Source organism: Schlesneria paludicola DSM 18645, from assembly GCF_000255655.1.
Taxonomy (GTDB): domain Bacteria; phylum Planctomycetota; class Planctomycetia; order Planctomycetales; family Planctomycetaceae; genus Schlesneria; species Schlesneria paludicola.
Window position 1 is genome coordinate 662,911 of sequence record NZ_JH636434.1, and the last position, 16,061, is coordinate 678,971.

Genomic DNA, 16,061 nt, shown 5'->3' on the forward strand with positions numbered 1-16,061 from the left:
TGAAGTCAGGGGGACAGGCACCTTGGCCGCCAGGATGTCTTGGCGTTTTTTTATCAGGACGGAGCCAGTCCCCGTTGCTTCAACAGACTGTTACAGAACAAACGCAGTCGTCCGTTGACGACTAGGGATGGTGCGACTGACGGCTCACTCGATCAATCTCGGTTACGGACTCTGAACGAGCGATGGAAGGAAATTGATCATTTGGCCAGCAAGAGGCCAACGAATGCCACGTCAACCGAGGCCTTTTACTTGTTTGGGCACTAAATGGTGTGCTTTCGCGAGTTGCGGGAGCGGATCAATTCCTGGCATACGATTCGCGTTTGAACTTCGCATCGTAAGATTTCCCGTTGATTAAGGAACGAGACATGTCCGGTACGAGCACCAAAGGTAAACAGAATACGAAGACTGAGCACAAGGCCCCAGCGGTCGGTCCACTTTCCGGCGAGGAACTCGCCCGAATGGATGCCTACTGGCGCGCTTCGAACTATCTGTCGGTCGGACAAATCTACCTTCTGGATAACCCACTGCTGCGTGAACCACTGAAACGGGAACATATCAAGCCACGGCTGCTCGGGCACTGGGGCACCTCGCCGGGCTTGAACATGCTTTACGTTCATCTGAACCGGGTCATCAAGAAAGATGACCTGAACATGATTTACATCATTGGACCCGGACATGGTGGCCCGTCCCTGGTCGCTCACGCCTATCTCGAAGGTACATACAGCGAAGTTTATCCGAATATTGGCCAGGATTCGGCCGGAATGAAGAAGCTGTTTAAACAGTTCAGCTTTCCGGGTGGGATTCCCAGCCACGTCGCGCCAGAGACTCCAGGGTCAATTCACGAAGGCGGCGAACTCGGATATGCTTTGAGCCATGCCTATGGAGCCGCGTTCGACAATCCTGACCTGATCGTCGCCTGCATCGTTGGCGATGGTGAGGCAGAAACGGGCCCACTGGCGACCGGCTGGCATGGAAACAAGTTCCTCAATCCAGCTCGCGACGGCTGCGTACTCCCGATCCTGCATCTGAATGGATACAAGATTGCAAATCCTTGTTTCCTTGCACGCATCCCGAAAGACGAACTGCAAAAATACTTCGAAGGGATGGGTTATAAACCCTACTTTGTTGAAGGCAGTGACCCATCCAAAGTTCACCAAGAGTTGGCTGGGGTACTCGACGACGCGGTCGCGGAAATCAAACGCATTTGGGCCGCATCTCGAGCTGAAGGTGCGGTCATCAAACGCCCGGCGTGGCCGATGATTGTCTTCCGTACGCCAAAGGGTTGGACTTGTCCGCCCGAAATCGATGGCAAGAAATGCGAAGATTATTGGCGCAGTCATCAAGTGCCAATGGGTGACATGGACAAGCCGGAGCACATTCGTATTCTTGAACAGTGGATGAAGAGCTATCGGCCCGAGGAACTCTTCGACAATGAAGGTCGGTTTAAGACCGAGCTTGAAGCACTTGCTCCGGATGGCGCTCGCCGGATGAGCGAGAATCCACACGCCAATGGCGGCATCCTCATGCGGGATCTGATCATACCGGATTTCCGTGACTATGCGGTTCAAGTGCCCAGTCCCGGAGCCACGGTTGCAGAATCGGCGAGAGAGATGGGCAGATTCCTGCGTGACGTCATGAAGTTAAACTTGGGCAATAAGAACTTCAGGCTGTTTAGCCCGGACGAGAACAACTCGAATCGCTGGCAGGATGTGCTGGAGGTGACGAATCGGTGCTACATGGCCGAAATCTATCCCGAAGATGATCACCTCTCGCCTGACGGCCGCGTGATGGAAGTTCTCAGCGAACATCAGTGTCAGGGATGGCTCGAAGGTTATCTGTTGACGGGACGCCACGGGTTCTTCTCATGTTACGAAGCATTCATTCACATCATCGATTCCATGTTTAATCAGCACGCCAAGTGGCTGAAAACGTGTAATCATATTTCGTGGCGCCGGCCGATCGGATCTTTGAACTATTTCCTCAGTTCTCATGTCTGGCGACAGGATCACAACGGACTAAGCCATCAGGACCCAGGGTTCATCGATCACGTCGTCAACAAGAAAGCCGAGGTCGTCCGCGTTTACCTTCCACCTGACGCAAACTGTCTGTTATCGGTGACCGATCATTGCTTGCGAAGTCGCAACTACGTCAACGTTGTCGTCGCTGGCAAACAGCCAGCCCCGCAATGGCTGACAATGGAGCAAGCGATCAAGCATTGCACTGAAGGGCTCGGGATTTGGGAATGGGCGTCGAATGACAAGGGATGTGAACCCGATGTGGTCATGGCATGCTGCGGCGACGTACCGACACTTGAAACGTTGGCCGCCGTCGACCTTCTCCGCGAGAACCTGCCAGAGTTGAAAATTCGCGTCATCAACATTGTCGATCTGATGAAGCTTCAACCACAAAGCGAACACCCACATGGCCTTTCCGATCGTGATTTTGATGCTCTATTCACCAAGGATAAGCCAATCATTTTTGCCTTCCACGGTTACCCTTGGTTAATTCACAGACTGACGTACCGGCGGACGAATCACAATAACTTACATGTGCGTGGCTACAAGGAAGAAGGCACGACGACGACACCATTCGATATGGTGGTACTCAACGATCTTGATCGATTCCACCTTGCAGAAGATGTCATTGACCGATTGCCTCAGCTGGGCTCCCGCGCGGCCTATTTCAAGCAGGCTATCCACGAGAAACTGATCGAGCACAAGGAATATATCGCTCAGCACGGGGATGACATGCCAAGTATCAGCGGTTGGAAGTGGGGTGCCAAGGAACCCGCCAAAGTTCGAGGCACATCGACCGAGGGAGACAATGTCTAGCCAACCGCACTGAGCGGTCAGCGTGACGATTCGCTTGGTGCAAGGCGACTTGAAATCATCTTCAGGAGACGCATGATGGAAGCCGTTTTGCCCAAGCTCTATTTAGCACGGCACGGCGACACAGCTTGGACGGAATCACGCCAGCACACAGGGCGAACCGATCTGGCATTGAATGAACGGGGCGAGGACAACGCACGTGCATTGGGCGTGCGGCTCCAGGGGTTGGTTTTTGTCCAGGTTTTCACGAGCCCATTGCAACGGGCCTCGAAGACATGCGAGTTGGCCGGATTTGGAAGGGTCGCAGAACTCGATCCCAATCTGATCGAATGGGATTACGGTCGCTACGAAGGAATGCTCACCAGCGACATCTTGAAGAATCGGCCGGGGTGGGAGCTATTTCGCGACGGCTGTCCAGACGGTGAATCGCCCCAACAAGTTGCTGCCCGGGCAGACCGTTTTATCGCCAAGGTTCAAAGTATCCCAGGCGACGTATTGGCATTTTCTAGCGGCCATATCATCCGAATGATCGCCGCCCGGTGGTTTGGGTTATGGCCAGCGGCCGGACGTGCCTTCTTCTGCCGCCCTGCAAGTATCGGTGTGCTCGGGTTCGAGCATGAAAGTCGAAATGAACCGATCATCCGATTGTGGAATTATGTGAGCGAGCCGCGGGAGTGAATCCTGATGCCCACAGCGTGCCAACCGGTGAGCGATTTCGTAGGGCAGTCGTCTGCTGAAAGAAAGTGGACGGACTCTGCCCCAACTCAAAACACCATGACTATCGTGAACGCCCACGTACCTGAGCGGAGCAACTGGAATGACAATCGATCATCCATCGACCGGCGGCGCAGAAGTGCTGCTTTCGGACGAAACAGCCGCACTCGACATTCTCACTAAATCGGTTATGGGACTTTGGGAAACGGTGGATAACCTGACTCGGCTACGTCCCACGAAAAGGGAGCGTTACCGAGTGACGATCTTCGGGTCTGCGCGAATTGATCCTTCCGATTGGATTTATGGAGCCGTTCGAGACGTCGCCGCCGAACTCACTCGCCTCGGTTGCGACATCGTCACGGGAGGTGGTCCGGGCTTGATGCAGGCGGCAAATGAAGGAGCGAAAATCGCCGATCCGGATGGTCAGCACCAGAAGTCGATTGGGATTCGTGTTGAGTTGCCATTTGAACAAGACGTGAATGCATTCGTGACCGACGCTTTTGAGCACAAGACATTCTTCACACGGTTGCATCATTTCGTCCTCGTCTCGGACGCGTTCATTATCTGCCCGGGGGGCGTCGGCACGATTCTGGAAATGACGATGGTCTGGCAGCTCCTCCAAGTTCGGCATCTTCACGATACGCCGCTAATTCTAGCTGGGCACTTTTGGGATGGCATGCTCGAATGGGCCAATGGCCAAATGCTGAAACCCAATAACCCGCTCGTCAGTCCAGCGGACCTCAAGATCCCTCAGATTTTGCCCGACGCAGCATCGATTGTTCAGGCTATACGCGACCACCACGTCCAGTGGAAACAACGGCAGAGATCATAGCCTGTTGAATTCGCAGGAATGACCTGCACTCTGGCCCAAGAGCAGTACAACATTCTGACGCCCAAGAGTGCTTTCACTCCCTTATTTCTACCGGCTGTTATGTGGTCGGACTTGCTCCATCTACTCACCCCGAGAATTGATCATGCAACACAATGACCTGCATGCACTTTACGGTTGCGGACCAGTGACTTTTACCGGCACGAGCGATGCTTTGTTCGAGCGGCGGCTGGTTTTGGACCATGTCATCGATCCCAAAGCGGCGCCCCCCCGCGAACAGTTTGAGGCGTTCGCCGGGGCAGTGCGCGATGTGCTCGCCCAGCGCTGGTTGAAGACGTCGCAAACTTACGACCGAGTCAATCCGAAGCAAGTCTACTATCTCTCGATGGAATTCCTCATCGGCAGAACTCTGGCCAACAACATCACGAACCTGTTTTTGGAGCCTATTGTCGAAGAATTTCAAAATTCAAAGGGAGTGGATCTCACCGAATTGATCGAGCAGGAACCCGACGCGGGGCTCGGGAACGGCGGGCTTGGGCGGCTGGCTGCGTGCTTCATCGAATCGCTGGCAACGATGAAAATTCCCGCAATTGGTTACGGTCTTCGCTATGACTACGGGATCTTTCGGCAGGAAATCACGAACGGGTACCAGTCCGAACAGCCAGATCCTTGGTTGAATCGACCTGACCCATGGGAAGTGGCGCGTCCACATGAGACCGCATCTGTTCCACTTGGTTCGTCATTTCAAGTTCAAGGTGGACAAATTATTGTCCGCCGAGGCCACCCGACACATTTGCTTGGTGTCCCCTATGATCGTCCCGTTGTTGGTTTTGGGGGCAAGACGATCAACACACTGCGCCTTTGGAAGGCCACGACTCCCTCCGTTTTTGACTTCGGCGAATTCAGTAGCGGTGACTTTTTCGGCGCAGTTTCCGACAAGACTCTGGCAGAATCCGTAACACGCGTTCTCTACCCCGATGATTCAACCTCACATGGCCGATCACTGCGGTTCCTTCAAGAGTACTTCCTTGTTTGCTGTTCGCTGGCCGACATCGTGTCTCGATTCCGCCGACGAGGCAACAAATGGTCCTCGCTTCCAGATAAAGTCGCCATTCAACTCAATGACACGCATCCGGCGATGGCGGTCCCAGAGTTGATGCGAATCCTACTCGACGACGCCAAGCTGGGCTGGGATGAAGCGTGGGATCTGACCGTTCGCACCCTCGCATATACGAATCACACGCTGCTACCCGAAGCCTTGGAAAAGTGGTCGGTGCACTTATTTGAAGCCCTACTTCCACGACATCTGGAAATTATTTACGAGATCAATCGACGCTTTCTTGGCGATGTTCAGTCGAAGTGCCCCGGGGATGACGCGAAGTTGTCCCGAGTCAATTTGATCGAGGAAGGGCCGGATCCTAAGGTCCGAATGGCGAGTCTGGCCATTGTCGGTACCCACAGTACGAATGGCGTCGCGGCAATTCACTCGAAATTGCTCCGCGCCAAGACGGTACCTGATTTTGCCGAACTGTTTCCCAAACGGTTCAACAACAAAACGAATGGTGTGACACCACGTCGTTGGCTACTGCTTGCCAATCCCAATTTGGCGAAACTCTTGACCAGTGCAGTGGGCAACGGTTGGGAAACGAACTTATCTCTTCTTCATAAAATTGCCCCTCTGGGACAGGACACCGGGTTCCGAAACAAGTTCCTTGCGGCCAAACGCGCGGCCAAGGTTCGCTTCGTAGATTGGATCAAGGCCACAGACGGCATCAGCCTCGATCCTGATACGCTCTTCGATGTGCAAATCAAACGAATTCACGAATACAAGCGGCAACTCTTGAATGCCATTCAGGTGATCATCTGGTACAACCGCCTGTTGTCGAATCCGAAACTGGATATACCGCCGCGAACAATCCTTTTCGCGGGAAAAGCCGCACCTGCGTACCATCTCGCCAAGGTCATCATCAAGCTCATAACCAGCATCGGCCGAGTTGTGAACGCTGATCCAGCTGTCCACGGCAAGCTTCGGGTCGAGTTCCTGCCGAACTATTCTTGCACGCTCGCAGAATCCTTGATTCCCGCGGCCGATGTTTCAGAGCAAATCTCGACCGCTGGCTTCGAGGCCAGCGGTACGAGCAATATGAAGCTCATGATGAACGGAGCGCTGACTGTGGGGACTCAGGACGGAGCTAACATTGAAATTGTCGAAGAGGTGGGCGAGGAGAATGCTTTCATTTTTGGACTCACGACCGAACAGGTTCTCAATAGCCGCGACTGGTACAACCCAAAGTGGCACTATGAGAACGACGTCGAGACTCGACAGGCTCTCGATCTGATCTTCGATGACTACTTCAGCCCTGATGAGCCGGGAATCTTCGCGCCGATTCGTGAAATGCTTCTAGAGCGGGGCGACTATTACATGCACTTGGCTGACTTGACCTCCTACACAGTTGCACAGCAGCGAGTCGGTGAACTGTACGCTGATCCGAATGCATGGGCCCAGAAGGCCATTCTAAACGTCGCTTGCTCCGGAAAGTTTTCCAGCGACCGAACAATCGCTGAATACGCCTCTGAAATCTGGCAAGTGAAGCCGGGTCCCGTGGTGTGACTACGACAATCAGGACGTCTCCACGCGTGTAAGGATGCTTTCTGCTTTGTGTTTCGGCCGGTTGCGTAGTAACAATGCTCGCGATCCGTCAGCTAGCCTGGACGAGATCTTGCGGCTATCGCGTTCATCATCGCGCATCTCGAACCACTGTAGAAGCGGCATCATCGTCATAATCGTTGCGATCGGCCAGCAGCGCGCAACCGGGTCGACTTGTTCATAAATACCGCATCATTAAATCGATATCTGCGATTCGATTTAATTTAGGAGGCGGTACGCCTGAAGGTTCGTTAATTCCCGCAACGAAAACTGTTCGATGCCAACGAGCGCGCGATTCGTCCATTCCGCGGCCCAAATTCTGTTTGCCGTTGCTGTCAGCATCGTGGCCGCAATGGCGTTTGCCCAAGAACTGCCGATCGAGAGCTCGCTTCAGAGACCGGGTGTCACGTCGAACACGTTGTTGTCATCGGGTGAATCACCTGCTGAGTGGCCGAACCTAAGCGGAGATTGGTTCGGTTCACGAGCGGTGATTGCCAGTCGCGGGTTGACGTTGGATTTCAGCACCACGCAATTCTATCAGGGAGCCACCCATGGAGGATTGGAGCAAGAGTTCCAATATGGGGGACGCAATGATTACTTAATGAACCTGGATGGCGAGAAGGCCGGACTCTGGAACGGGGCATCTTTTATGCTGCACGGCGAGACACGATATGGTGAGTCTGGCAATTCGCTGACTGGAGCCCTGTCGCCAGTGAATCTGATGTTGTCTGTGCCACTCTCGACGGGAACCGTGACTGGATTGACGGGTGTGAAGTTCACTCAGGTCTTGTCTGAGGAACTACTGGTCTATGCCGGAAAGATCAATACGCTCGACGACTTCAAGCAACCACTGACTGGAGCCGGTCCTCTGAATGGCTTTCAAAACTCCGCAATGATCTACAACCCTGTCTTTGCCCGTACGATTCCGTACTCGACGATCGGAGCCGGTTTCGCATACCTGAAAAACACGGAACGGGTGTTTGAGGTTGCAGTGTACGACACCAACAACTCACCAACGGTAAGTGGATTCAATACGCTCTTCAACAACGGGGCAACGGCCTACGCACAGGGGACTGTTCCGACGACACTTTTCGAGAAGCCCGGACACCAGGGCATTTCGGGAACGTACAGCAGTGGGACCTACTCGGACCTGACGCCGACCGCATACCTCGATCCGGTTGTCGGCGTGGTGTTCTTGTCGACACCAGTACAGGGATCGTGGTGCCTGACTTACAACGTTGATCAGGCGGTCTATGTATCACCCGACGATCCTCAACGGATGTGGGGAGTGTTCGGCAATCTTGGAATCGCCGATAAGAACCCCAGTCCAGTTCGATGGTTTGCCAATACCGGAATCAGCGGTACGAGTTCGATCCCAGGACGGAAAGCGGACACATTCGGCATCGCCTATTTCTACATCGGGGTGAGTGACAGTCTGAAAACTCGCGCCACGAACTTGGTGTCACTTGGTGATGAGTATGGTGCCGAGTTGTACTACAACGTGGCAGTCACTTCGTGGTGCCAAATTACGCCCGATCTTCAAGTGATTGCTCCGTTTCGCAACCGGGCAGAGACATCGGTGCTGGTCGGTCTGCGTGCCAAGATCGACTTCTAATGAGTGACGTTCTGTCACGGACAGTTTTCCAAAAAAAACACACATGATACTTGTCGAGCAGTCGGATTTGACATCGAGACGGTTATTCTTGGCATACCGGCTTCGTTCCATTGCCGCATCGAGCGGCCAAAGAATTGACCTTGAATTCCGCCTGCGGACGATCTGATTCGCCTCAACTTCGCGCCCTGCCAAGCCTCTAAGGTACGAAGACAGTATACGGCCACCACGTCACGGCAAATGGGCTTCGAATAGATACCTCCACCGACATCGGACAGACTGTCAAATCAGTCATCGTTGACGGGCCGCCGAAACCAAACGGCATCGAAGGATTCCCACGAACTCCGATCCCCGCGGCAATCAGAGAAGGGTGCCGTTGCGATGGAATGACTTGACCGATCCTTCGGCCTGTGAGTGAGCGGTGATTTTGTCGACGTCGAGCTTGGATAGGCCATGCCATGTGCATCCGCAAAGTCTGGCAACTCCCAGCCCGCCCGATTCGGCAACTGGACGGCGACAACTGGACAAGGCGCGTCTTTTCTAACTTCCACAGCCACACTCCCCAGAAGCAGCCGCCTAGCGCCCGTGCGCCCACTCGTTCCCATCACGATCAGGTCGCAGTCGAGCTCGATCGCCGAGCTAACGATATTCGGGGCAATATCACCCTCAAGGAGTAACGGGTGCATTTTCACAGTTGAGTCACCGCACGTGAGCCGACATAGTGCCTCGTAATTTTCTCTACGGAGCTGTCGTTTCGGACGGTATAGGCTGGGTGCCACGTGGACAACCAGCAAGTTGGCATCAGAAACTCTCGCAAGGGCGCAAGCCACCCCGAACGCATACATGGCTGACTCTGAGAAATCGGTCGGGTGAAGGATGGTTCGGAAATGAATCATAATTTTATCCCTCAAAGGCTTTCTATTCCTGCACACTCCTGGATCACCGCCACTGGAGTTTACGGATGGAGCGATCAATACATCGGTGCTAAGTGCTCCTCCAACAACACGAATCACGAACAGTGCTAGAGATCGTTCATTGAAGGTACAACTTTCACAAGATGAGATCCGAGAACTTGCTCAAGAGACATCTGGATCGGGATTTCATGGACACGCGCCACACCACAGTTCTTCATCAGCTGGATGGCCGCACGGCAGTCGTCCTTCTGATGGTATGCCTTTGGAGATTCGGCCAACACCTGCTTGCTCACTGTCATGAGTCGCCAGCGCCAATGCCTGTTTTCATCTCGATAAACGTAGAACATCATTGCAGATTCTCCTTTGAACACGATGAGACACGTGAATTGGGAATCGCCACTTTGACCACACCATTCGGTGCTGCGAAGCGTCTCAGTCAGTCGAACACTTGCATCATTTGCAATTCGCGTACCAGTGGAGTCACTCGCTTGTTACCGTTTACAGGCCGGCGACTGGCACATTCTCCCGCGGTAAACGGAAGGATGCTCCTAGTCGATATACCACGGGCTCAAATTGAATTGCGAAAACGTGCCTGGCCCCCCTGCCTCTTCAGGCTGCGAACGGTTACTGCTCGTTGTGAAACTACGAATGTTCAGAGCCATGAATGCTGTTCGACTCGCCAGAATCTGGCTAGAGAGCATTTCATAACGCGTATTGGCAAGGAAACTGCGTACCAGTCAGAGCGAAAGGAGTTTCGCTCATGCCAGTCACACGCAAGATTGATCTCGCCGGATATACGTATCTCACTGACGCACAATGGGATCGCATCGCGCACCTGATTCCCGCCCCCGAGGAGCAACCTCGCGGTGGGCGCCCTTTCCACTCGTCACGCGCGTGTTTGGAGGGAATCTTGTATGTACTTATTACAGGTTGCCAGTGGTCAAAGTTACCAAAGTGCTTTCCATCCCCGAGCACGTGCTGGCGGCGCTTCGATGAATGGACTCGAATGGGCATCTTCGAAGGACTTTGGTTCGAACTCCTGCACGAATTGCAGGAGCGTGGCAAAATCGATTGGTCGGAGGCTGCGGCGGACGCTTGGTTCGCACGAGCCAAAAGGGGGGAGACGGAGTTGGCAAAACGAAATGTGGCAAGGGAACCAAGATTGTCGATGTTGTCGATTCGAACGGAACTCCTCTCGCCGTCCATCTGACCAGTGCCAATCACAACGAAGTGAAGTTGATCGAGCCAACGCTGGATCGGCTTCAGATTCCACATCAAGTCCCCGAACATCTCATCTATGACCGTGCGGCGGATAGTGATCCACTTCGCAATCGATTACTGAACGAACGCGGCATCGAGTTGGTTTGCCCGCATCGTAAAAGCCGTAAGAAGCCGCCCACTCAAGACGGGCGTGCCTGTCGCAGATATCGCCGACGATTCGTAGTCGAGCGAACCCATAGCTGGTTCCATAATTTCCGTCGTACTGTCGTCCGCTACGAAACCACACTGGCTCGATTTACGGGATGGATTCATCTTGCCTGCGCGCTCATTACAATGAGGCGGTTATGAAATGCTCTCTAGTGAGCCGTTTCTTCATTAGCTCCAGAAGTGAGAACAAACGTTAGATGCCATCCCGCTTGTGTCGCCGGCGGTTGACACCGTCGCCATGCGGGAACAGAGTGAAGGGCAGAAACTTGCTAGGAATGCTCAAAATGATCACGGCACGCCGATTGCGTTGTTGATTCGTCAGATCCAACTGGGCCCCATTTTCACGATTTGGGAGGAACATATCATGTCGAGGTATGATCTTGTTTCGAATAATTGCGATCGACGCGACGATCATGATCGTCGCGGAAGATGGACTCCAAGAGAACAATTGCTCGGCCAAATTATCGTCATACTAATCTGTCTGTTGGTAATTCTGCTTCAATTGATATAAAAGTCTCGATTGAGAAAATGAACGCAATGATGAATGAAATGCAAACACACCAACAAGATGCTAATCACATAGATAACTACGTGTTTCGGCTGATCGCTGATTACACTTATGATTGGGAAAGCTGGCATTCACCAGCCGGCAAAGTCCTTTGGGTCAACGCGGCGGTCGAGCGGATGACCGGTTACCGCCCCGATGAATGCCTGAAGATGGCTGACTATCCGCTTCAGATGGTCGCCTCTGGCGACCGGCACAAGCTGATTGATTTGTTGCGCGACGCGAAGGCAGAAGGAAGCGGCAACGATGTAGAATTTCAGCTTGTTCATCGCGATGAATCAATACACTGGGCTGCCATCTCATGGCAGCCGATGTACGACGAATCATTGCTGTACCTCGGATATCGAGCGAGTATACGCGACATCACAGAACGTCACCTCCTGCGTGAAGAACTGCGGCTTCACAACCAGCATCTCGAACAGCTGGTTCAAGAACGAACGGCAAAGATCGCCCAGCTGGAAGAACATCGACTTAAGATGGAAAAGCTCGCCGCGCTGGGGCAAATGGCAGCGGGGGTGGCCCATGAAATTAACAATCCGTTGGCGGGAATTCGTAACGCGTTCGCCTTGTTCAAATCGAATGTGTCCAGCGACGACGAAAACCATGAGCTACTCGAACTGATTGATAGTGAGATTGAACGGATCAGCTCGATTACACACCAGATGTATCAGATGTATCGTCCCAGCCAACAGCTTCCGACGACGTTTGATCTTTACCAAACTGTCGCGAACGTTGTCTTGCTGCTGAATCCGTTGGCCGCGAAGGCGAACGTGCGCGTGATCGTGAACAGTACGAACAGCGCGGGAAATGCCCGTCCTGAATTCTCAGAAGTCGTCTTGCGGGAAGGCGAATTGAAACAGATTCTGCTAAATATTGTCCGCAACGCAGTACAGGCATCACGGCCGTTGAGCGTTGTATCAATTGACATTTCCACATTTGATAAGCAGATCACGATCTCAGTGACGGATCACGGAGAAGGTATTTCGCAGGAAAATCGTGCGAAAATATTTGAGCCTTTCTTCAGCACAAAGGCCGGCACCCGCCAAGGCATGGGGCTTGGCCTTTCTGTGTCGAGAAGCTTGGCCGAAGCGATGGGAGGCGCAATCGCAGTTGAAAGCACTCATACTGAAGGCACAAAATTCACAGTGACGCTTCCTCGCCGGATTTCCAGCAATGAATGACTCACGAACAACGAAGCGCATTCTTATCGCTGATGACGAGCCGCTCTATTTGCGGACAACCGGTCAATTGCTCCGCAAAGCAGGATATGAATGCGAATGCGTTCCGGACGGGGATACCGCCCTCGCAAAACTTCGATGCATGTCGTTCGACTTGATCTTGTCCGATCTGAATATGCCCGGCAATTTGCAACTCGAATTGCTGCGACAAGGCCGCACCGAATGGCCGCATATCCCGTTGATCGTGGTTACCGGTGTGCCTACGTTGCCTTCAGCGATCGAAAGCGTTCGCATGGGCATCGCGGACTATTTGCTCAAACCGGTGAGGTTCGAAGATCTTCTCGCCAGCGTTCGACGCGTGCTGGAGCGACCAGCGCAGTCGCCAGCCGAATCCGTTCCAACTCAAGCAGATATCGATGGACTGTCGTCGAAGTTTTCTACAATCATTGGTCGGAGCCAACCAATGATGGAACTTCTGGAAGTCGTCGATCGAGTCGCGCAAACCGATACCAACGTTTTAATTACAGGTGAGAGCGGTACAGGCAAAGAAGTCATTGCGCAGGCAATTCATCAACACGGACACCGGAGGGAGCACAATTTCCAGGTGATCGATTGCACGGCGGTTCCCGAATCGCTTTTTGAATCCGTCTTGTTTGGACATATTAAAGGTTCGTTCACAGGCGCCGTCAGAGATCAAGAAGGCTTGTTGGCGCGAAGTCATCGGGGCACGGCCTTCTTTGACGAACTGGGAGAACTCCCCCTTGCATCACAGGCCAAGCTGTTGCGCGCAGTGCAGGAACAGGCATTCACACCCGTAGGACAGAGCGAACCTCGACAAGTTGACACGCGCTACATCTGCGCGACGAATCGCAATTTGCAGGACGAAGTCAGTGCTGGACGATTTCGGCAGGATCTTTTTTACCGACTGGGTGTAATCCATATTGAGCTGCCGCCATTGCGAAGCCGCGGAGATGATGTGCTGCAACTGGCTCATCATTTCTTAAAACAACTTCAATCCGGCAATGGCCGAGTGACGGGATTTAACGACGAAGTAGTCGACTGTTTTCGCAGCTATGAGTGGCCGGGAAACATTCGAGAATTGCGAAACGTCATCGAGCGTGCAGTCGCATTGTCGCGGACGGAAACGGTTCAGCTTTCAGACCTGCCGAAGCCCCTTCAGGAATCAATACGGTCCAAGCCGCCCTTGGTTTCTGCGATCGCGGAAATCTCGCGTGAGGAAGCGTTGGATAATGCAGATTTCAGCTATCTTTCTGCGCTACTCACAAAACATGATGGCAATATTTCACATGCTGCCCGTGCAGCAGGCCTTTCGCGGCAGGGTCTTCATAAACTGCTGAGTCGACATGGTCTCGATCCAGCGAACTTTCGCCGATGACATCATAACACACAGCCGCGACTCACTTTCGCGAGGGGATACGCCATAGCAACGGCACGCAGTTTGCCAAGAGCCGCGAAGTGCTTCTTACCGATCACTTCCAACCCAGGGATGGACGTCATGACTCTCGATCAATGGAGCGAACGCAACGCGTCACTCAACGCATTCAGAGCAGCAATTCACCGCGGAACTCACGGACGCATTCGCAACCTTGAATTTGATCTTATGGACGATGGAAGCATCTTCGTTTGTGGTCTCTCGCGTAGCTATTACGACATCCAACTGGCGTTGCATGCAACGAAACAGTTTGGGAATAAACATCGATACTTTCCGAAAACTCGATTGTCGCTGCGGATTGGCGATAAGCGTCTTGAATTCTCGATCGTCCATACCGAACACGACAGCCCAACTATTGTCAACGCAGATTGTCGATCGTCACCTATGGTTGACGATCGCTGCCAACTCGGAACGTTAGACGGAAGCGGTTAGGACGATTATCAGCTTTTTTATTTCGAATTCGCACGTTTGGATTCATTGGCCCACTAGTTGCGTTGTACGTGATTTAGTCCTCAGCAATCCCGTAAAGCATGTTGAAACACTTAACAACCGGAAACATGAATATCTCGCAGAATGATCAGTTAACAGCCTGTTGAAGTAACGGGGACTGGCTCCGGCCAGATTTAACACCGCCATGACACCGTAGACGCCAAGGTGCCTGTCCCCCATTGCTTCAACAGGCTGTTAACGGAGCAGGCTTTCCGAATTCGTTGAGAAATCATGGTAACGGTTCACAGCCCGGGGACTGGCTCATTTTCCTGCACAAAGAGAATAGTGCTCTAGTCGATTCACAGTCGCTTCCGATTTCACCGGAAAAATGTACCTGCCCTCTCTCTCTTCGGGATGTGAACGACTGCGAAATCGTGTTTTCGTAGTCAACCGCTGAGGTTGATATCTGCAGAACTTCGTGCCAGCGTCAGCGTATTGAATGGTCACGACTGCCGGCTATACGACATCCAATCAACTAGGAGTTACATCGTGTCTGCGAAACGACAGATCATCATTACCAAAGCCGATCACAACCATTTGGAAAGCCTCTTCTTCAGCGAACTCGCAATGGCATTCGGTGACAAACCGTATCTGCAGTCACTTCGCCAAGAGTTGAACGGAGCGCTTATTTTGAATCCTGATGAAATCCCTCCAGACGTCGTGACCATGAATTCGACGGTGCGAATTCGAGACGTTCACAGCGAAGAACTCAATACGTACACACTCGTGTATCCACGGGATGCGGATATTGCCATCGGTAAACTTTCGGTCCTGGCTCCGATTGGAACGGCCATACTTGGCTACCGGCAGGGCGACCTCGTTCAATGGCAGGTACCGAGTGGGCTGACTCGATTTCGAATCGAAGAAGTGGTGTTTCAGCCTGAGCGGACTGGTGTGTTTGTGTAGCCCGCATTTTCGTGCGTTGCGGTGACGCAACGAATTTGGAACGAGCGCTTCCAAGACCTGTCGATCGACAATCGTAGAGCTGATGTTGAAGGCTGTATTGAAGTGGACCCCGTTTTTCGGACCACCGGGAGCCATTTCTTAGATGGTCTTCACCGGGCCCTGGGGCGAGGGATTTGATAGGCTTGCCAGGGCGTGCGGTTGGCCAATCCCTGGTGAGGTCGCTCGTGGCGATAGTACTGGAAGTACGCCTTCAATCCTTCATGACAATCGGCTCCCGTCGTGTATTCCTTGAGGTAGATGTTCTCATATTTCACGGTTCGCCACAGACGTTCGATCATGACGTTGTCAATCGCTCGTCCTTTGCCGTCCATGCTGATGGCGATCGATTCTTGTTCCAGTCGCTTGGTGAAGATCTGGCTGGTGAATTGAGACCCCTGATCCGTGTTGAAGATCTCAGGTCGGCCATGCTGTAACGCTTCCTCCAGGGCCTCAACGCAA

13 protein-coding genes and 1 pseudogene are annotated in these 16,061 nt (G+C 53.0%); 11 read left to right on the top strand and 3 right to left on the bottom strand.

The window, feature by feature from the left end:
• Positions 1-365: 365 nt before the first annotated feature.
• The 5 genes from OSO_RS41945 to OSO_RS41950 all read left to right on the top strand — a co-directional run bounded on the left by OSO_RS41945 (position 366) and on the right by OSO_RS41950 (position 8,633).
• The gene (locus OSO_RS41945; protein WP_010582110.1) at positions 366-2,831 is read left to right on the top strand and encodes a phosphoketolase family protein; all 2,466 of its coding nucleotides are present in this window, start codon (positions 366-368) and stop codon (positions 2,829-2,831) included.
• Between the two features lie 75 nt (positions 2,832-2,906).
• Positions 2,907-3,506 carry a histidine phosphatase family protein gene (locus OSO_RS0103250; RefSeq protein WP_010582111.1) on the top strand — a complete coding sequence of 200 codons (600 nt, stop codon included), beginning with the start codon at positions 2,907-2,909 and terminating at the stop codon, positions 3,504-3,506.
• 139 nt (positions 3,507-3,645) lie between these two features.
• Positions 3,646-4,374, top strand: a complete 729-nt coding sequence (locus OSO_RS0103255; protein WP_010582112.1) for an LOG family protein — start codon at positions 3,646-3,648, stop codon at positions 4,372-4,374.
• A gap of 142 nt (positions 4,375-4,516) precedes the next feature.
• Entirely contained in the window at positions 4,517-6,982 is a 2,466-nt protein-coding gene (locus OSO_RS0103260; protein ID WP_010582113.1) for a glycogen/starch/alpha-glucan phosphorylase, read from the top strand.
• A 313-nt stretch (positions 6,983-7,295) separates the two neighbouring features.
• On the top strand, positions 7,296-8,633 hold the full coding sequence (locus OSO_RS41950) for a carbohydrate porin (protein WP_010582114.1): 1,338 nt from the start codon (positions 7,296-7,298) through the stop codon (positions 8,631-8,633).
• A gap of 284 nt (positions 8,634-8,917) precedes the next feature.
• Here the strand turns inward: OSO_RS41950 and OSO_RS52475 are convergent, their stop codons facing one another.
• Together OSO_RS52475 and OSO_RS41960 are read right to left on the bottom strand one after the other, a co-directional pair.
• Positions 8,918-9,526, bottom strand: coding sequence for a universal stress protein (locus OSO_RS52475; protein WP_010582115.1), 609 nt, complete (start codon positions 9,524-9,526; stop codon positions 8,918-8,920).
• A gap of 125 nt (positions 9,527-9,651) precedes the next feature.
• Positions 9,652-9,894, bottom strand: a complete 243-nt coding sequence (locus tag OSO_RS41960) for a YegP family protein (protein ID WP_010582116.1) — start codon at positions 9,892-9,894, stop codon at positions 9,652-9,654.
• A 410-nt stretch (positions 9,895-10,304) separates the two neighbouring features.
• On the opposite strand from OSO_RS41960, the pseudogene OSO_RS52480 reads away from it, so the two are divergent.
• The 6 genes and pseudogenes from OSO_RS52480 to rnk all read left to right on the top strand — a co-directional run.
• Positions 10,305-10,511 (top strand): annotated as a pseudogene (locus tag OSO_RS52480) (transposase); the annotation flags it as partial.
• Between the two features lie 59 nt (positions 10,512-10,570).
• Complete coding sequence (locus OSO_RS49635) at positions 10,571-11,113, top strand: IS5 family transposase (protein ID WP_237729250.1); 543 nt, start codon at positions 10,571-10,573, stop codon at positions 11,111-11,113.
• Positions 11,114-11,401: 288 nt separating this feature from the next.
• On the top strand, positions 11,402-12,718 hold the full coding sequence (locus OSO_RS0103295) for a two-component system sensor histidine kinase NtrB (protein WP_237729251.1): 1,317 nt from the start codon (positions 11,402-11,404) through the stop codon (positions 12,716-12,718).
• A complete protein-coding gene (locus tag OSO_RS0103300; protein WP_010582120.1) occupies positions 12,711-14,111 on the top strand; it encodes a sigma-54-dependent transcriptional regulator in 1,401 nt (466 codons plus the stop codon). The genes OSO_RS0103295 and OSO_RS0103300 overlap by 8 nt, the downstream gene beginning before the upstream one ends.
• Positions 14,112-14,231: 120 nt before the next feature.
• On the top strand, positions 14,232-14,600 hold the full coding sequence (locus tag OSO_RS0103310) for a hypothetical protein (RefSeq protein WP_010582121.1): 369 nt from the start codon (positions 14,232-14,234) through the stop codon (positions 14,598-14,600).
• Between the two features lie 546 nt (positions 14,601-15,146).
• A complete protein-coding gene (rnk, locus tag OSO_RS0103315; RefSeq protein ID WP_010582122.1) occupies positions 15,147-15,563 on the top strand; it encodes a nucleoside diphosphate kinase regulator in 417 nt (138 codons plus the stop codon).
• Between the two features lie 149 nt (positions 15,564-15,712).
• Here rnk and OSO_RS51295 read toward each other — a convergent pair.
• Positions 15,713-16,061 (bottom strand): integrase core domain-containing protein (locus tag OSO_RS51295; protein ID WP_010582123.1); only part of this gene is annotated, 349 nt, incomplete at its 5' end.